Annotated in this window: 17 protein-coding genes; 8 read left to right on the forward strand and 9 right to left on the reverse strand. The window is 63.5% G+C overall.

Annotated elements, in window-relative coordinates; translation table 11 throughout:
- Positions 1-200: 200 nt before the first annotated feature.
- Positions 201-2,081: an ABC-F family ATP-binding cassette domain-containing protein gene (locus ACN0YJ_RS13880; protein WP_417496553.1), complete on the reverse strand. Its 1,881-nt coding sequence runs from the start codon at positions 2,079-2,081 to the stop codon at positions 201-203.
- 116 nt (positions 2,082-2,197) lie between these two features.
- Between ACN0YJ_RS13880 and ndk the strand changes: the two genes are divergently transcribed.
- The 3 genes from ndk to ACN0YJ_RS13895 all read left to right on the forward strand — a co-directional run bounded on the left by ndk (position 2,198) and on the right by ACN0YJ_RS13895 (position 4,455).
- The gene (gene ndk, locus ACN0YJ_RS13885; protein ID WP_417475778.1) at positions 2,198-2,620 is read left to right on the forward strand and encodes a nucleoside-diphosphate kinase; all 423 of its coding nucleotides are present in this window, start codon (positions 2,198-2,200) and stop codon (positions 2,618-2,620) included.
- A gap of 103 nt (positions 2,621-2,723) precedes the next feature.
- Positions 2,724-3,332 carry a LysE family translocator gene (locus tag ACN0YJ_RS13890; RefSeq protein WP_417496560.1) on the forward strand — a complete coding sequence of 203 codons (609 nt, stop codon included), beginning with the start codon at positions 2,724-2,726 and terminating at the stop codon, positions 3,330-3,332.
- 103 nt (positions 3,333-3,435) lie between these two features.
- Complete coding sequence (locus ACN0YJ_RS13895; protein ID WP_417496554.1) at positions 3,436-4,455, forward strand: adenosine deaminase; 1,020 nt, start codon at positions 3,436-3,438, stop codon at positions 4,453-4,455.
- Here ACN0YJ_RS13895 and arfB read toward each other — a convergent pair.
- The 3 genes from arfB to purM are packed head-to-tail and all read right to left on the reverse strand — an operon-like array spanning position 4,452 to position 6,628.
- A complete protein-coding gene (arfB, locus tag ACN0YJ_RS13900) occupies positions 4,452-4,871 on the reverse strand; it encodes an alternative ribosome rescue aminoacyl-tRNA hydrolase ArfB (protein WP_417496555.1) in 420 nt (139 codons plus the stop codon). The genes ACN0YJ_RS13895 and arfB overlap by 4 nt on opposite strands.
- Positions 4,872-4,889: 18 nt before the next feature.
- Positions 4,890-5,540 (reverse strand): phosphoribosylglycinamide formyltransferase, encoded by a 651-nt coding sequence (purN, locus tag ACN0YJ_RS13905; protein WP_417475785.1) that lies wholly within the window; start codon positions 5,538-5,540, stop codon positions 4,890-4,892.
- A 47-nt stretch (positions 5,541-5,587) separates the two neighbouring features.
- Entirely contained in the window at positions 5,588-6,628 is a 1,041-nt protein-coding gene (gene purM / locus ACN0YJ_RS13910; RefSeq protein WP_417488901.1) for a phosphoribosylformylglycinamidine cyclo-ligase, read from the reverse strand.
- Between the two features lie 130 nt (positions 6,629-6,758).
- Here purM and ACN0YJ_RS13915 point away from each other — a divergent pair, with 130 nt between their 5' ends.
- Genes ACN0YJ_RS13915 through ACN0YJ_RS13930 form a run of 4 tightly spaced genes read left to right on the forward strand, consistent with a single transcriptional unit; the run spans position 6,759 to position 12,244 of the window.
- Positions 6,759-7,838, forward strand: coding sequence for a DUF2066 domain-containing protein (locus ACN0YJ_RS13915; protein ID WP_417475787.1), 1,080 nt, complete (start codon positions 6,759-6,761; stop codon positions 7,836-7,838).
- A 22-nt stretch (positions 7,839-7,860) separates the two neighbouring features.
- On the forward strand, positions 7,861-8,541 hold the full coding sequence (locus ACN0YJ_RS13920) for a hypothetical protein (RefSeq protein WP_417488902.1): 681 nt from the start codon (positions 7,861-7,863) through the stop codon (positions 8,539-8,541).
- Positions 8,538-10,715 (forward strand): RNA degradosome polyphosphate kinase, encoded by a 2,178-nt coding sequence (locus ACN0YJ_RS13925; RefSeq protein ID WP_417475790.1) that lies wholly within the window; start codon positions 8,538-8,540, stop codon positions 10,713-10,715. The genes ACN0YJ_RS13920 and ACN0YJ_RS13925 overlap by 4 nt, the downstream gene beginning before the upstream one ends.
- Positions 10,716-10,720: 5 nt before the next feature.
- On the forward strand, positions 10,721-12,244 hold the full coding sequence (locus tag ACN0YJ_RS13930; protein ID WP_417496556.1) for a Ppx/GppA family phosphatase: 1,524 nt from the start codon (positions 10,721-10,723) through the stop codon (positions 12,242-12,244).
- Here ACN0YJ_RS13930 and rnd read toward each other — a convergent pair.
- The 5 genes from rnd to ACN0YJ_RS13955 form a co-directional block, all read right to left on the reverse strand.
- The gene (rnd, locus tag ACN0YJ_RS13935) at positions 12,241-13,404 is read right to left on the reverse strand and encodes a ribonuclease D (protein ID WP_417488904.1); all 1,164 of its coding nucleotides are present in this window, start codon (positions 13,402-13,404) and stop codon (positions 12,241-12,243) included. The genes ACN0YJ_RS13930 and rnd overlap by 4 nt on opposite strands.
- Before the next feature lie 37 nt (positions 13,405-13,441).
- Complete coding sequence (locus ACN0YJ_RS13940; RefSeq protein WP_417475796.1) at positions 13,442-14,758, reverse strand: MFS transporter; 1,317 nt, start codon at positions 14,756-14,758, stop codon at positions 13,442-13,444.
- Positions 14,755-15,462 (reverse strand): lysophospholipid acyltransferase family protein, encoded by a 708-nt coding sequence (locus ACN0YJ_RS13945; RefSeq protein WP_417496557.1) that lies wholly within the window; start codon positions 15,460-15,462, stop codon positions 14,755-14,757. Before ACN0YJ_RS13945 ends, ACN0YJ_RS13940 begins: the two co-directional genes overlap by 4 nt.
- 61 nt (positions 15,463-15,523) lie before the next feature.
- Positions 15,524-16,276 (reverse strand): lysophospholipid acyltransferase family protein, encoded by a 753-nt coding sequence (locus tag ACN0YJ_RS13950; protein ID WP_417496558.1) that lies wholly within the window; start codon positions 16,274-16,276, stop codon positions 15,524-15,526.
- Between the two features lie 43 nt (positions 16,277-16,319).
- The gene (locus tag ACN0YJ_RS13955) at positions 16,320-16,946 is read right to left on the reverse strand and encodes a TetR/AcrR family transcriptional regulator (protein WP_417475802.1); all 627 of its coding nucleotides are present in this window, start codon (positions 16,944-16,946) and stop codon (positions 16,320-16,322) included.
- 261 nt (positions 16,947-17,207) lie between these two features.
- Here ACN0YJ_RS13955 and ACN0YJ_RS13960 point away from each other — a divergent pair, with 261 nt between their 5' ends.
- Positions 17,208-17,582, forward strand: coding sequence for a hypothetical protein (locus tag ACN0YJ_RS13960; protein ID WP_417496559.1), 375 nt, complete (start codon positions 17,208-17,210; stop codon positions 17,580-17,582).
- Positions 17,583-17,770: the final 188 nt, after the last annotated feature.

The following is a 17,770-nucleotide window of genomic DNA, read 5'->3' on the forward strand; positions in this document are numbered from 1 at the left end:
AGCTCGACCGTTACTCCACTCCGGTTTCGAGGCGGGGGCCGCAAGGCGTCCGAGTAAATCTCCACGTGTGGGACGTCACGGATGTCACACTCACTAACCATAGCGCTTAACGGCATTCGCCGGCGTCCCACACACCTCCCAACCGGGGAGGGCCATTCAAACCTCCAGCGGCCAGCCGCGTGGAGATTTTGGTGCGTCGTCTAGCCGGCCCGGGCCGCTTCCAGTTTCTCTTCCGCCGCCATCCACTTGCTTTCCGCTGCATCGATCAGCTCGACCGCCTTGGCGCGTTTCATCTGCAGATCCTTGGCGGCCTTGGGGTCTTTCTTGTAGAGGCCCGGCGTGGCGAGGCCGCGATCGATCACGTCGAGAATGCCCCGCAGGCGGTCGGCTTCCTTGGCCCAGCGGGTGGATTCGGTGCGCAGGGGTTTGAGCTCGTCGCGGCGGGCGGCGAGATTGCGGCGTTTGACGCTCTTGTCATCCTGGGGGAGGGCCTTTTCCTTCTTCGCCGCCTTGGCGGGGCGCCCGGAGAAGCTCTGGCGATAGGTCTCGATATCCTCGTCATAGGCGGTCACCGAACCATTGGCGACGAGCCAGAGACGGTCGACCGAGCTCTCGATCAAATGCCGGTCGTGGCTGATCAGGATCACCGCGCCTTCATAATCATTCAGCGCCATGATCAGGGCCGAGCGGCTGTCCATGTCGAGGTGATTGGTCGGCTCATCGAGGATCAGGAGGTGAGGGCCGTGGAAGGTGATCAAATTGAACATCAACCGCGCCTTCTCGCCGCCCGAGAGCGATCCGGCCGGCGTTTCCTGACGGTCGCGCGGCAGGCCGAACCGGGCCAGGCGCCCGCGGCGCTGGGCCTCGGTCGCGTCCGGCATCAGGTCGATCACATGCTGATAGGCTGAAGTGTCGGCGTGCAGACCGTCAATCTGGTGCTGGGCGAAATAGGCGATTTCCAGCTTCTTGTGATGGCGCATATGGCCGGACAGCGGGATCAGCTTGTCGCACAGGAGCTTGGCCAATGTCGACTTGCCGGCGCCATTGCGGCCGAGAATGCCGATGCGGTCATCCGGATCGATGCGCAGATTGACATTGCGCAGCACCGGCTTGCCCGGCGCATAACCGGCATCGACCTCTTCAATGCGCACGATCGGCGGGGCCATCGCTTTCTTCGGGGCCGGGAAAAGGAAGGGCGCGACCGGGTCGGCGACCATGGTGGCGACCGGCTGCATCTTCTCCAGCCGCTTGACGCGCGACTGGGCCTGTTTGGCTTTCGAGGCCTTGGCCTTGAAGCGGTCGACGAAGGCCTGCAAGTGGCGGCGCTCGGCATCCTGCTTGTCGGCCATTTTCACTTGCAGGCGTTGACGTTCGGCCAGCGCCTTTTCGAAGTCGTCATAGCCGCCTTCGAACACGCTGATCTTGCCGTCTTTCAGATGCGCGATGCGCTGCATCGAGCCGTTCAGCAAATCCCGGTCGTGGGAGATGACCAGCACGGCGCCGGGGAAGCTCTTGAGATAGGTCTGCAGCCACATCACGCCTTCAAGGTCGAGATAATTGGTCGGCTCATCGAGCAGAAGCACATCTGGTTCGGCAAACAGGGTCGCGGCGAGGGCGACACGCATCCGCCAGCCACCGGAGAATTCGCGGCAGGCACGAAGCTGTTCCTCGGCCGTAAAACCCAGACCGGACAGGATGGAACCGGCCCGCGCCTCGGCGGTATGGGCATCGATATCGGCGAGGCGGATCTGGATCTCGGCGATCCGGTTGGGATCGGTCGCGGTCTCCGCCTCGGTCATCAGGGCGGCGCGTTCGAGATCGGCATCGAGCACGACCGAGATCAGGCTTTCATCACCGCTCGGCGCTTCCTGGGCGACCCAGCCAACGCGGGCACCCTTGCGCAGCGTCGTGTCGCCGCCCTCCGGATGGATTTCGCCGCGGATCAGCCGGAACAGGGTCGACTTGCCCGTCCCGTTACGTCCGACCAGCCCCATTTTGCATTTGGGGGGCAGGTGAAAGGTCGCCTGGTCGAACAGCATCCGGCCTTCGATACGATATGTCAGATCATTGATGTGTAGCATGGGCAGGCGCGTACCCCGGCTTCACAGATTGCGCAAGCGCCGCTATAAGCCCGCGCAACATCTCCATCCCGGCCAGGCCGGTCAATCTCATCTCCCCAATCCAAGGAAATCACATCATGGCGCTGCAACGCACCTTCTCGATCATCAAACCTGACGCCACCGCCCGCAATCTGACCGGCGCCATCAATGCCAAGATTGAAGCCGCCGGCCTGCGCATCATCGCGCAAAAGCGCATGCAGCTGAGCCGCGCCCAGGCCGAGACGTTCTACGGCGTCCACAAGGCCCGTCCCTTCTTCAACGACCTCGTCTCCTTCATGATTTCCGGCCCGGTTGTGGTCCAGGTGCTCGAAGGCGAGAACGGCATTGCGAAATACCGCGACGTCATGGGCGCCACCAATCCCGAGCAGGCTGAAGCCGGCACGATCCGCAAGGAATTCGCCGAGTCGATCGAAGCCAATTCGGTTCACGGCTCCGACGCACCGGAAACCGCTGCTGAAGAGATCGCCTATTTCTTCGCCGGTATCGAACTGGTCGGCTAAGGCTGAACAGCCGATACGCAGACGAAAGGCCCGGTGGAAACGCCGGGCCTTTTTGTTGAAGGCTGCCTCCAGCCAGGGGAGAGATGTTCTGGATATCGCATTGATGGCCAGCCTGGGCGGGTTGATCCTCGCCATGTGGGGCACGCCGGGACCGAATAATCTCATCCTGCTGACCTCGAGCGCGCTGTACGGATCGCGTGCCGCCGTGCCGCACTGGATTGGCGCCAATCTCGGCTTTGCCATCTTGTTGATCGCGATGGTGTTCGGGCTCGGTGAATTGTTCGAGCGCTTCGCCTGGACGGCCTGGCTTGTTCGTCTTGGCGGTGCGGCGTGGCTGGGCTGGATGGGCTGGACCTATATCCGGGCGGGCATTCGCGGCGGTGTCATCGACGCGGCCGAGGCAGCGAAGACGAGTGCGCGTCCGATGAATGTGCCTGAGGCCATGCTGTTCCAGTGGGTCAATCCGAAGGGCTTGTTGCTGGCGATGTCGATCGTCGGCGGCTATTCCGCAATGGGCGAGACATCGGGCGAACGGGCGCTCTCGATGGTCGGCGTGTTTGCCCTGTTCGGCACGCCCTGCGGCCTGATCTATGTGCTGGCTGGCGGCATGTTGCGGCGGGTGATGGGGCATCATCACCATGCCCGTATCCTGAATTTCGCCATTGGCGCGGTTTTCATCGTCACCGTCGGAATGATCCTGGCGGCGCGGTGAGGGCGCGGCATCACCGCCGGCCTCTCGGCAATAGGCCTTGCCGACAGGCCCGGCGCGCGTCAGTTTGCGCTCGACTCATCCCACCGCAAGAGCGAGGCCCGGCATGTCTTCCCTTCACGCCCTGATCGAACGCCTGCCCAAGGCTGAACTCCATCTGCATCTGGAAGGTTCGCTCGAGCCGGAATTGATGTTCGAACTGGCCCGGCGCAACGGTATCGAGATCCCGTTCAAGACGGTCGAGGATATCCGGGCCGCCTATGACTTTTCCAATCTGCAGGATTTTCTCGACATCTATTATGTCGGGATGAATGTGCTGATCACCGAACAGGACTTCCACGATCTGACGCTGGCCTATCTCGCCCGGGTCCATGCCGACAATGTCCGCCATGTCGAGGTTTTCTTCGATCCGCAGGGCCATACGGACCGCGGCATCGCCTTCGCCACTGTCGTCAATGGCATCACCTCGGCGCTTGATGAGGGCACGGCGAAGTGGGGCATCACGTCGAAGCTGATCCTGTGCTTCCTGCGTCACCTGTCAGAAGAGGCCGCGTTCGAGACGCTGGAAATGGCGTCGGAGCATCTCGACCGCATCGATGGCGTCGGTCTCGACAGTTCCGAGCTCGGCCATCCGCCCTCGAAATTCCGCCAGGTCTTTGCCGCGGCCGGAACGCTCGGTCTCAAGCGCGTCGCCCATGCCGGCGAGGAGGGGCCGCCCGCCTATATCCATGAAGCGCTCGACATGCTGGATATCGACCGGCTCGACCATGGCAATCGCGCCCTGGAAGACGGCACGCTGGTCGCTAGGCTTGGCCGCGAGCAGATGACGATGACGGTCTGTCCGCTCTCAAACCTGCGCCTGTGTGTCATCGACCGGCTGGAGGATCACCCGCTCAAGACCATGCTCTCGCTCGGCCTGCGCGCGACGATCAATTCCGATGATCCGGCCTATTTCGGCGGCTATATCAACGAGAATTACCGCCGCACCGCCGATGCGATTGGGCTAACGCAAGGCGAGATCATCGAGCTGGCGAAGAATAGCTTCCGGGGTTCATTCCTGGAGCCGGCCGAGATCGAGGCGCGTCTGGCCGAGATTGATGCGGCGGTGGCTGAGGTGTCAGCCTAATCGTCAGCGCCCGGTTTTTGCCGCAAGGATTTGCGCGTCCCGCGGATCGCTTTCGCCGCCTTGACGTTCTTGATCGAGGACAGGCTGGGCCGTGATTTGATGCGTGGTTTCGGCGGGGTGAGGGCTTCGATGATCAACGCCTTGAGACGTTCCCGCGCGGCAGCGCGATTGCGTTCCTGGGAGCGGGTTTCCTCGGCGCGGATGACCAGCACGCCCTCCTTGGTCAGACGGCTGGCGGCGAGCCGCACCAGCCGCGCCTTCACCGCGGGCGGCAGGGAGGTCGAGGCGGCGAGATTGAAGCGCAGCTGAACGGCACTCTCGGTCTTGTTGACATGCTGGCCGCCGGGGCCGGAGGCACGGGTATAGCGCTCATCCAGCTCGGCTTCGTCGATTTCGAGGGATTCGGTGATTTGCATCGCGCCCCCTCTCCAATCCTAGTCGTGCGGGTTCATCAGCAATTCGGCACCGTATTCACGCACTTGCAAGCGGACGCGTCCGCCGGCCACGCGGGCCTTGCCGGCGCAGGCCAGGGCGATGCATTGGCGGTAAAGCTTGTGCTCGGCTGCGACGACGCGGGCGGCCAGCGTCGATGGCGTGTCATCGGGCAGGACGGGTACGGCGGCCTGCCCGATGATCGGACCATCATCCATTTCCGGGCGCACATAATGCACCGTGCAGCCATGAATGCGCACGCCGGCTTCCAGCGCCCGTTCATGGGTGTGCAAGCCTTTGAATGCGGGCAGAAGCGAGGGGTGGATATTGAGCAGGAGGTCGCGCCAGCGTTCGGTGAACCAGGGCGTGAGGATGCGCATGAAGCCGGCGAGGCAGACGATACGCGTATCGTAAAGTTTCAGGACGGCGTCGAGCGCCTGTTCAAACTCTTCGCGGGTTTCAAACTCGCGATGATCGACCACTTCGGTCTCTATCCCGGCCTCGCGGGCATATTCGAGCCCGGCGGCGTCGGGGTTATTGGAGACGACGACCACGATTTCAGCAGGATAGCTCTCGGATTTCGCCGCCTGGATGATCGCCTGCATATTGGAACCGCGCCCGGAAATGAGCACAGCGATCTTGGTTTTCGCCATTGTGTGCATCCTTGGCTTTGGTTGACGTCAGGGGGTGTTGACTTGGGTCAGGCTGGTTTGAGTTCGCCGATAATCATGGCGGTCTCGCCGGCTTGCGCAAGCGCGCTGATCGTCGCATCGACATCGTCGGGCGCGACGCACAGCAACATGCCGATCCCGCAATTGAAGGTGCGGTGCATTTCATGCGCCGAGATGCCGCCGGTTTTTGCCAGCCAGGCAAAGACGGGCGGAAGTTCGAACGCGTCGTAATCGATGACAGGCACGAGGTGGTCCGGCGTCATGCGCGGCGGATTCTCGACCAGGCCGCCACCGGTGATGTGGGCTAGGCCATTGACCAGTCCCGCCTTGATCAGCGGCAGGCAGGCCTTCACATAGAGCCGTGTCGGTGCCAGCAGGGCTTCACCCAGCGTCAGGCCGGGGGCGAAGGGGGCGGGATCCGACCAGGTCAGGCCGGACAGTTCGACGACCTTGCGCACCAGCGAAAACCCATTGGAGTGCACGCCCGATGAGGCGAGGCCGATCAGCACATCGCCAGCCGCCATCCGGTCATGATCGGGCAGGAGCGCACCGCGTTCGGCCGCGCCCACGACGAAGCCGGCGAGGTCGAAATCATCGCCCTCATACATGCCGGGCATTTCAGCGGTCTCGCCGCCGATCAGGGCGCAGCCGCTGTCGCGGCAACCGGCCGCAATACCGGCAATGATCGCTTCACCGCGCACCGGGTCGAGCCGGGATGTGGCGAGATAGTCGAGGAAATACAGCGGCTCGGCGCCCTGGGCGAGGACATCATTGACGCACATCGCGACAAGATCGATGCCGACCGTGTCGAGCTTGCCTGTATCGATGGCCAGGCGCAGCTTGGTGCCGACACCGTCAGTACCGGAAATCAGGATCGGATCCGTATAGCCCGCAGCCTTGAGATCGAAGGCGCCGCCAAACCCGCCCAGATCGGCCGCTGCGCCGGGGCGGCGGGTCGATTTGGCCAGCGGTTTGATCCGGTCGACCAGTGCATCGCCGGCATCGATATCGACGCCGCTGGCGGCATAGGTCAGCCCGTTCGGGTGTTTTTTGTCATCGCTGGCGGTCATGCTGGTTTCCAAGCCTTGTGTGAAACGCGGCGGAGTACAGTCGAAACCTGCCTGAGAAGCAAGTCACGGGCTTCACGCGCGACTGTGTCTGGCTATACTAAAGACCAATCGATACCAAGGAGTCGTGCCTGTGCGACCGATATTTGCCGCAATCTGCCTGTTTCTCGTCAGCCCCGCCCTCGCGGTCGCTGATGATCCCTATACGATTCTCGGTGTCTCCATTGATGCCACCGGCAGCAATGCGCTGGATGCCCAGACCATCGCCATGCGGCGTGGACAGGCGATGGCGGCGCAACGCCTGATCGAACGCATGACCCTGCCGGAGGATCGCGCGGGCACGCCACTCGATTTCGGGTCGGCTGGCGCCATCGATTCCATTTTCGATGCGTCTGCAATTGCCGAGCTTATTTCCGGCTTGCAGATTGATAACGAGCAGCGCAGCGCGACGCGCTATCTTGGCGAGCTGGACGTGAATTTCGACCGCCGCGCGGTGGTCCGTCTGCTCACCAGCTATGGCGTGCCCTTCGTTGAATCCCAGGCGCGGCCGACCCTGGTGCTGCCGGTCTATGATGCGGGCGGACAATTTTATCTGTGGGACTCCAATCCCTGGCTGTCGGCCTGGACGAGCCGGTCTTATGCCCATGCGCTGGCGCCGATGATCGTGCCGGGCGACAGTGCGGCGCGATCGATCCTGTCGGCGCGCGATGCCCTGGCGCTGGACGAGGCGGGCCTGCGCGAGATGGCCGCACTTTATGGTGTCAGCCGGATTGCGGTTCTGCGAGGCCAGGAACGCGATGGCGTGCGACGCATGGGCGGTTTTCTCGTCAGCTTCGACGCCGGCGCTGAAATGGCTGTCGAGACCTGGGGCCCGGAAACCGTCTATGGCAGCTGGCGCGATGGCGCGATGAGCTTTGTGGTCGGACGCGAAAATGCCTGGAAGCGCGAAGCGATCGTGCGCAACACCTCGACCGAGGAAATGCGCATTACCGTGATTTATGGCGGCCTGACCGAGTGGCAATCCCTGCAGGCGGCTGTGACCGGCGCGTCGCTGGTCAGCAATGCGCGACTCGATGCGATTTCGCGCGATGGTGCCCTGATGACGGTCAGTCATCGCGGTGCGCTTGAGCAGCTGATGTCCGAGCTTGCCGAACGCGGTGCGGCGCTGGAAGAGCATCCCGGACTGGGCTGGGTCGTTCGCAGCGCTTTTTGAGCCAGGATCGGACGTTGAACGCATGACCGGGCAATTGGTGCTCAACCTGCCTGTACGGGTGGATTTCAGCGCGGAAAGTTTTGTTGAGGGCCGCGCCAATGCGGACGCCGTTGCGGCCCTGTCGCGATGGCGCGACTGGCCGCGTGCTGTCATGGCGCTGACCGGACCGGGCGGGGCCGGTAAATCCCATCTCGCGGCCATCTGGGCTCAGCGGGCTGGTGCCCGCACCACTGATGCCGCCAGCCTGGCCGCCTGTCTGGCCGTTTTGCCCTCCGGCGTCAGCCTGTTGGTTGAGGATGTCGACCAGGGGATTGATGATGCAGCCCTGTTTCATGCGATCAATCGCGCAGCCGAAGGCGATATCCCGGGCCTGCTGATAACCGGGCGCACGCCGCCCGTCTTGTGGCGCGCCAGCCTGCCTGACCTGGTCTCGCGCCTGCGGGCCCTGCCGCATGTCGAACTCAGCGAGCCTGATGATGAATTGCTGACCCGGCTGCTGCTGAAACAATTCCAGGATCGCGGTGCGCCGCTGCGCCCGGGCGTGGTCGAGTATATGCTTCCCCGGATGGAACGCTCGGTCTCGGCGGTGCGGAGCCTGGTCGACCGCATGGATAAACTCGCCCTGGCCCGGCAGACACCGGTCAATCGCGCCGTTGCGCGTGCGGTACTCGAAGACAGGCCCGAGGATGGAGACAGTGAATGAGTTCGCCCGCCACAACCGGTAACCCGCCAGATATCGCTGCCTTGATGACCTCGCCCGAGCGCTTCCTGAACCGCGAGCTTTCCTGGCTTCGCTTCAACCGGCGCGTCATTGGCGAGGCGGAAAACCCCAATCACCCGGCGCTCGAACGCCTGCGCTTCCTGTCGATTTCGGCGAGCAATCTCGACGAATTCTACATGGTGCGGGTCGCCGGCCTGCGGGCGCAGATCCGAAATGGTGTCACCGCGACCAGTCTGGATGGCCTGACGCCGGCCGAACAGGTCGAACAGATTCATGTCCTGGCCAGCGAGCTGATCGGCAAGCAGCAGGCGCTGTGGTGCGCCCTGCGCGACGAGATCGCCGCGCTCGGCGTCTGTGTTCTGGCCGAGGCCGATTTGTCGCGCGCCGATATCGCCTGGTTGCGCGGCGAGTTTCTCTCCCACACCTTGCCCGTGATCACGCCGCTGGCGATTGATCCCGCGCATCCCTTCCCCTTCATTCCCAATCTGGGTTTCGCGCTGGCGCTGCAATTGCGCGATAATCGCACCGGCAAGATCATGAATGCGTTGATCCCGATGCCGTCGGGCGTCAAACGCTTCGTCGAATTGCCGGCGCGCTCGCATGGCGACCGCGGGCGTCCGGCGCGGCGTTTCGTGGCGCTGGAAACCGTCTTGTCGATGTATGTCGACGAGCTTTTCCCGGGCTATGAAATGCTCGGGCGCGGCGCGTTCCGGGTTATCCGCGACAGCGATATCGAGATCGAGGAGGAATCCGAGGATCTCGTGCTCGAGTTCGAACGGCTGATGAAACAGCGCCGCCGCGGCGTCATTGTGCGCCTGACGATGGATGCGGAAATGCCCTCCGGCCTGCGCGATTTCATCGTCGCCCACCTGCATGCCGAAGAACAGGATGTGGTCCCGATGCCCGGACTTCTGGGCCTGGCCCAGGTCGACCAGCTCATCCCCGATGATCGATCTGATCTGGTCTTCCCGGCGTATGAACCGCGCTATCCGGAACGCATTCGCGACCATGGCGGCGATTGCTTCGAAGCCATCCGCGAGAAAGACATCATCATTCACCACCCGTATGAGAGCTTCGATGTGGTGGTGAAATTCCTGCGCCAGGCGGCCGCCGATCCCGATGTCGTGACGATCAAGCAGACCCTCTACCGGACCTCGAAAAACTCGCCGATCGTCGCCGCCCTGATCGAGGCCGCCGAAGCGGGCAAGAATGTCACCGCCCTGGTCGAGCTGAAGGCGCGCTTCGACGAGGAAGCCAATCTGAAATGGGCCCGCGACCTGGAACGCGCCGGGGTGCAGGTCGTGTATGGCTTCATGGAATACAAGACCCACGCCAAGATCTCGCTGGTGGTCCGCCGCGAGGGGACTGCCCTGCGGACCTATGCGCATTTCGGGACCGGCAATTACCACCCGATCACGGCGAGGGTTTACACGGACCTGTCGCTCTTCACCGCGGACCCGGCCTTTGGCCGTGATGCCGGGCGGATCTTCAATTTTGTCACCGGTTATGCGCGCCCGGAAAACCTCGAACGCCTCTCGGTCTCGCCCTTGCGTCTGAAGGAAGACCTGCTGGCGCATATGGAAATCGAGATCGCCAATGCAAAGGCCGGCAAGCCGGCGGCGATCTGGGCCAAGCTCAATGCGCTGGTCCATCCCGAAATCATCGACGGCCTTTATCGCGCCAGCCAGGCGGGGGTTCGGATCGAGCTGATCGTGCGCGGGGTGTGCTGCCTGCGCCCGGGCATTCCCGGCCTGTCGGAGAATATCCGCGTCAAGAGCCTGGTCGGGCGCTTCCTGGAGCATTCGCGGATCGCCTGTTTCGCGAATGGCAGCGAGATGCCGTCGCCGGCGGCGAAGGTCTTTATCTCCTCGGCCGACTGGATGCCGCGCAATCTCGACCGCCGCGTCGAACTACTCTGCCCGATCCAGAACCCGACCGTGCATCGCCAGGTGCTTGATCAGATCATGGTCGCCAATCTCAATGACACCGCCCAGAGCTGGTATATGGACGGGCAGGGCGAATATCGCCGGGTTGATACCTCGGGCATGAAAAAGGCCTTCAGCGCCCATGCCTATTTCATGACGAATCCGAGCCTGTCCGGCCGTGGCCACGCCCTCAAGAATGACCAGCCCCCCGTTCTCACGGGGGATGGTTAGCGCTCTTGGATCCGGTCAATATCCCACATCAGGCCTTCGCGGAGAACGCGGTCGAACGTGATATCGCGGTGATTGATGTCGGCTCGAATACTGTGCGCATGGTGCATTTCCGCCTCGAGGGGCGGGCGATCTGGCCGGTCTTCAATGAGAAGGTGATGGCCGGGCTCGGACGCGGTCTGCGCCAGCGGGGCACGCTGCATCCCGACAATATCGATATCGCCATGCGGGCCCTGAAACGCTTCGAGCGCCTGCTCGACGCCAAGGGCGTCAGCGAGCGCTACGCGGTCGCCACCGCCGCGGTGCGCAATGCCAGTGACGGGCCGGACTTCGTGCGCCGGGTTGCGGCGGAAACCAGTTTCCGGCTGCGTGTCCTGTCTGGTCCGGAAGAGGGCGAACTGTCAGCGTTCGGCCTGGTGACCGGCATCCCTGGTGCGCACGGAATGATGGGGGATCTGGGCGGCTCCAGTCTTGAATTGACGCCGCTCGATCACGGCATGCTCGGTGCCGGCCAGACCTTTGCACTCGGCCCCCAGGAAGCGATCCCGCCGGGGCCATGGGATGCCGATGCGGTCTGTTCGGTGATCGATGAACGCTTGCGCGAGGATGGTGTCCTGCGGGGGCAGGGCGGTGAATTCTATGCGATCGGCGGCGCATGGCGCTCGCTGGCCCAGCTGGCCTTTGCACGCTCCGACTATCCCCTGCGCGTCGCACACCAGTTCCGCATCGATGCCAGACGCGTGCGGGAATTGACGCGGCTGGCGAGCCGTCTCAGCACCGCCTCGCTGGCCGGAATTCCCGGCATCTCCTCGCGCCGGGCCCCGAGCATTCCCTATGCGGCCCTCCTGCTCAGCCGCATCGTCGAGATGGGAAAATTCTCCCACGTCGTCTTCTCCGCCTATGGCTTGCGCGAAGGCGTGCTGATGCAGGGGCTGCCTGAGTCTGTGCGTGCGATAGACCCCCTGATTGCCGGGGCCGAAGCATTAGCGCGACCGGTCTCGCCGACGCCGGATTTTGGTCGTTCCCTGGCCCGCTGGATCGCCCCGGCGATGGCCAATGTCGACACGGTCTTTACGCCGCGCCGCGACCGGGTCCTGCAGGAGACCGCCGCGCGGCTGGCCGATCTGGGCGCGCGGCGCCATCCTGACCACCGCCTGGAACTGACCCGTGACAGCGTGCTTTACGCGCCCTTCGCCGGCATCAATCATGCCGAACGGGCCTTCCTCGCCGCCGTGATGCATTACCGGTATGGCGGACGCCGAAGCGCGCTGGACGACCTCGCGGTCTTCCATCTCATCGACGAGGCCCAACACGATGTCGCCCAGATGCTCGGCTGCACCTTGCGGCTGGGCGCGAAATTGTCCGGGCGTTCAGCCAGCCTGCTGGATCGCTTCACGCTACGGGTCGAGCCCGGGCTTGTCTGTCTGGATGTCGATGAGAGCGTGCGCGACCTTTATGTCGAGCGCTCAGTCTCCCTGCTGGGAACCCTGGCTGGCGCGATCGGTCGCAAGGGTGAGGTCCGGTATCTCTAGACCTTGCCGCCGACCGGACGCGCGGCAACCTTGCCATCCTCGAGCACCAGCGCAATCTCGCCACGCTTGAGCCCCATCGCCGGTTCGCCAAAGACCTCGCGGCGCCAGCCGCGCATGGCCGGGACATCGGGCGTGTCGCTACAGGCGATTTTCTCGAGATCCGGGGCGGTCGCGATCAGGCGTGAAGCGACGCCCGCTTCGTCGGCGACCAGTTTGAGATAGACTTTGAGCAATTCAATCGTCGGGCCGATGCCTTGCGGTGTCGGGGCGGGTTTTTCGACCTTGGGCGCATAGGCCTCAGGATTGGCCATGGCGGCTTTCATGTCGGCATAGAGCCGTTCAGCCGGCTTTGAGCGTTCGAAGCCGCGCGGGACGGCGCGCAGGCCCTGCATCTGGCCTTCCTCGGTCGGTGCCAGGGTGGCGATCTCGTAGAGCGCATCATCCTTCATGACGCGCTGGCGCGGCATGTCGCGGGTCTGCGCCTCGCGTTCGCGCCATGCGGCCGCGGCACGCAGGGCGGCGAGCCATTTGGGATGGGTCTTGCGCAGTTTCAGGCGTTTCCAGGAGTCTTCCGGGTCCATGCGATAGGTATCCGGACTGGTCAGGATCGCCATTTCGTCCTGCAGCCAGGCGGTGCGATTTTTCCTTTCCAGCCGCTCGCGCATGATCGGATACATGTCGCGCAAATGCGTCACATCGGCCATGGCATAGGTGAGCTGATTGTCTGACAGCGGCCGGCGCGACCAGTCTGTGAAGCGCGAGCCCTTGTCGACAGGGCGTTTGAGCAGGGTCTGGACCAGATTGTCATAGGCAATCGAGTCGCCCAGACCGATCGCCATCGCAGCGACCTGGCTGTCAAACATCGGCGTCGGGATCAGCCCGTCTCCCAGATTGTAGAAGATCTCGAGATCCTGGCGCGCGGCGTGGAAGACTTTCATCACGCGCTCATCGACCATCAGCTCCCAGAATGGCTCCAGATCAATGCCTTCGGCCAGAGGGTCGATGATGACTTCGGTCTCGCCGCCGGCAGCCTGGATCAGGCACAGGGCCGGCCAATAAACCGTCTCGCGCATGAATTCTGTATCGACCGCCACATGTTCGGCCTGGAGGAGGGCATCGCAGGCCCGGGCGAGTTGGTCTGTTGTCGTGATAATGTTCATGCCTTGGCCCTTTAGCGCCTGCATTGCGGTTTGACCATCACGAAGGCGCACTTGCCGGCTTGCGGCGCAGCGCCAGACGCCAGCCGGTGACCGCCGCAGCGAGCAGGCTGCCGGCCGCGATCAGCAGGAAGGCGGTCTGGATGGGCAGGTGGCCCAGGGCAATGAAGGCGAGGGTGAACTGGCCCAGCGTTGCGGTTGCCGCATTCATGATGCCGCCGGCGGCCAGCAGGCGGCCACGCATTTCCGGCGCCGCGCGGCGCTGTGCCATCGCTTGCAGGGGGACGACAAACAGGCCTGCGGAGACGGCGGCGAAACCGAGATCGGCCAACAGGCGCCAGTTCGATGGATCGGCGAGGAATGCATCCGCACCGATCAGCGCTGCCCCGTGCGGGACGATCGGATTGGACCAGGTGGCCAGGGCGACATCACTGGTGAAAACCACCAGTCCGATCGCGCCGGCGATGGAGAAGGGGAGTGCATCCCCCTTGCCGCTGAGCGCACCGCACAACAGGGCGCCGACGGCCGCGCCAATCGTGAACAGGGCGCTGAACAACAGGACCACGGTCGCGTCGGCGCCGAGGATGGAGGCGGTGAAGACCGGCATCAGTGTGATGATCGAGGCGGCCAGCATCCAGAACCAGGCGGCACCGAGCAGCGGGCGCAGCACGTCAGGGGCCTTGAGCGCATAGCTCAGGACGCGAAAGGTCTCGGCGATGAAATTGAAAGTCACGGGCAGGTCGCGATTGGCGGCTTCGACACGCGGCAATTGCCGCGCCGAGAGCCAGCCGAAGATTGCGATGATCACCAGGCCGGCCCCGATGATTTCCGGGCCGAGCGGCCGCACGGCGAGCCAGGTGCCCAAAGCAACACCCATCAGGATGGAGACATTGAGAAAACCGCTCAACAGGGCATTGGCCGGCACCAGCTCGTGCGGAGCCATCAGCGATGGCAGGGCGGAGTTTTTGGCCGGGGTGAAGAAGGCCGATTGCGTTCCCATCAGGAAGAGGGTCGGCAGGAGCAGCAGGGGCTGGCGCAGGAAGAGGGCGAGCGCGGCCAGCAGCATGATCCAGATTTCGATCTGCTTGGTGACGCGCATGATACAGGTGCGATCATACTTGTCGGCCAGGCGCCCGGCGATCGCCGAGAAGAGGAAGATCGGCAAGGTGATCATCGAGGCGGCAATCGGGACCAGGATGTCGCGCTCGAGCCCGAACAGGCTCAGCCCGCTATAGGTCACCATGGTTACGAGCGCATAGCGGAACAGATTGTCATTGAGCGAACCCAGGCATTGGGCCAGCAAGAGTGGCAGGAAACGACGCTGGGTGATCAGCGCGGCTGCAATCTTGGCACTCATGATCGTCCCTCCGTTTCGAGTTCACGGCTTCGCGTCTCGATGACTGTCTGCAAGCGCTGCATGAAGATTTCGCGCGGCAGGCCGGGCGGAATCGGTTCGAGAAATTCAACAACGGCCGGTCCGGGATGCTTCGCCCATTCCTCTTCCGGCCATCGCAGGCCCAGATTGGTCGCGACCGGGACAACGCTCCGGTTGAGCTCGGTATAGAGCACGTACACGCCCTTGCGGTAACGCCGTGTTACGCCGACTGCGGCCATGCCGCCTTCGGGATAGATCAGGACCGGACGATGATCATCGGCGATCCGGCTGATGCTCTCCTGCAACGCGCCCTGGGCGCGGGCATGGCCCTGCGCATCGACCATGATGGCGCCGGCGCGTTGGACGATCCGGTCGACCAGCGGGAATTTCTCAATCCCGTTGCCGATGACGAAATTGAGGTCGCCGGCGAACGCCATCATCAGCGGGCCGTCGGCATAGGCCTGGTGTTTGGCGGCGATAATCACCGGTTCGCCGCGCGGCACCTCGCCGCGGACCTCGACGGAAATGCCGGCGACCCAGCGCATGCAGAAGCGCGTCGCGTGGCCATAGGCGTTGATGGCGGCCATTAGCGGCTCCCGGCGCGGCAACCAGGCCGCACCATAGCAGATCAGCGCAAACAGGGCGGACAGGCCCCAGAATATAATATTGAAAACCAGCGATCGCATCGCACGACTCCTGCTTTCGGTTGCTCAATTAAACCAAGCGTTTACGCGTCGTTGCGCCGGTTCAGACCGCAGTGTCGGGATGAAAGACCGATTCTCCCCGGCGGACCGAATATTCAGCTTCCAGGGCTCGTGAGCGCGTTTCGACCCGGGTTTCCAGTTCAGCCAGAAAACCGTCGCGATCGCGGCTGGGTGCCATGGGTTCGAGGAATTCGATCACCGCAACACCGGCAAACTTCGTCCATTTCTGCTGCGGCCAGCACTGCCCCAGATTGGTCGCTACAGGTACGACAGGCCGGTCCAGCTGTGAGGAGAGCAACCAGGCGCCCGAGCGATAGCGCAGGCCGGTACCCACCGGGGTCAGATGGCCTTCCGGATAGATCAGGATCGGACGCGGGCGGCCCTCACCCTGGGAGCGTGCCACACCGGCCTGCAGGCTGGCTTTCGCTTCGGCCCCGCCCTGGTTGGACACGACGATGGCGCCGCACCGCTTGAGGACCCAGCCGATCAGCGGATAGTTCAGCATATGGTCGCCGCAGATGAAATTGACGTCGCCGCACTTGGCCATCATCACCAAACCATCGCCCCAGGACTGGTGTTTGGCAGCCAGGATGACCGGCTGGTTTTTGGGTGGCGTGCCGCGAACCTCGACCCGGATCCCGCAAATCCAGCGCATCAACAGCACGGTCAAACGCGCATAGGAGCGGATGCCGTGCATCAATATCCGGCGTCCGGGCAGGAGTGCGAGGATGGCGCACACCACCGCATAAACGGCCGAGATGGTGTAGTAGGCGATATTGAAGATGAGCGAGCGCATGATGATCTCCGCAAGTTTGGTCTGATTGGGCCGGGCAGGGCGCTCAGCTGGCGCGCAGGACGGCCATGATGGCGGTGGTGAAGACCGGGATGAGCTCGGTCATGGGTTGTTGGATGCGGCCGAAAATCCGGTATTCCGCCGGCTGCATCACCAGGCCGAGCGCCATGGCGGCGGCCAGTTCGGGATCACCGGCCGGGATTTCGCCGCTCGCCATCGCCGCGGTCACGCGCGCGCTCATCACGTCTGACGGGTTGGCCCCGCCATCGCCGGACGCCGCGAGGAAGTAATTGCGGTGGGTGAGGTGGTAGGTGAATTGCGCCGGATCGCTCTCGGCCAGTTCGCAATAGGCGGTGACGACGGCGCGCACGGTTTCTTCCAGGCTGGCATTGGGCCGGATATTGGCGTCGACCAGTTGCAGCAGACGCGCATGGATCGCCTCGAACATCCGCCGGGCGAGGTCGTCCTTGCTCTTGAAGTGGCGATACATCGCCCCGTCCGAAATCGTGCAGGCCTGGGCGATCTGTTTGATCGAGACCCCGTCCATGCCGTGGCGCGCAAACAATTGCAGCGCGGCGCGCTCGATGCGGGCCTTGGTCGTGCCCCGCGGTGCCGTGACACCAACATTCGGGTCGGAGCCTTCAAACAGGTCGTCTCTCAGTTTTCCGGTCATTGATTTATCCCCGCGACATGGAAGTAAGTGTTCATTCACATGCTGTTTGTCACAGCTTTCCGGGTGGCGCAAGTGAATAGTTACTTACACGCGCAGAATTCGACCGGGCGGCCTGCCTGGTGTGTGTGTCGATCTTGCCAGTCTGTCGCGAGCGGGCGCATGGTGAGATGCCCTGAACGACCGCGCGGACCGCGCGTCATCGCCTGTCAGGGCCGTTACACGGGGCGTGAGCCCCGATGGTCATCCAGGAGAGAGACCCCCATGAATAAGTTCGTTTTGGCCATGATGGCAGCGTCGAGCCTGAGCTTGCTCGGGACCGCAGTATTCGCCATCGACCACCACATGGCCGGCGAAACCGCCGCGCCAAACCATGAAGCCTGCATGGCGCTGTATGAGGGCATGATGGCCGATATCGCCGAAGGCGATACGGCCGCGCATGACGCCGTTCTCGCCAATCTCGACGACGAGACCCGCGCCAGCTTCAATGCCTGCCACGACATCATCCACGCCGCGCATCATCCCGATGATGCCGACGCCGGGATGCATGCCGACCACCATGCTGACGCGGCACCCGCCGACGAAGACATGACGCATGGCGAGCATGACATGCACGAAGCCGCCCAGCCGCAGGAATAGGTCTGGCCGGCATGAATGTGAAAGGCGGCACCGCGTTGCGGTGCCCCCTTTTGTTTTTTGGGGATGACGGGCGTGCGGTGCTTGAACCCAGGCAGGGCAGTCGTGAGGCCGTCACCAGCTCCGCCCCGGACTGACGTCCGGCGCGCCTCTTCCATCAAGGAAGAGGAGGGCGGTAATCGAGGCGGTGG

Origin of the sequence: Maricaulis sp. (assembly GCF_048270095.1) — a bacterium.
Taxonomy (GTDB): Bacteria; Pseudomonadota; Alphaproteobacteria; order Caulobacterales; family Maricaulaceae; genus Maricaulis.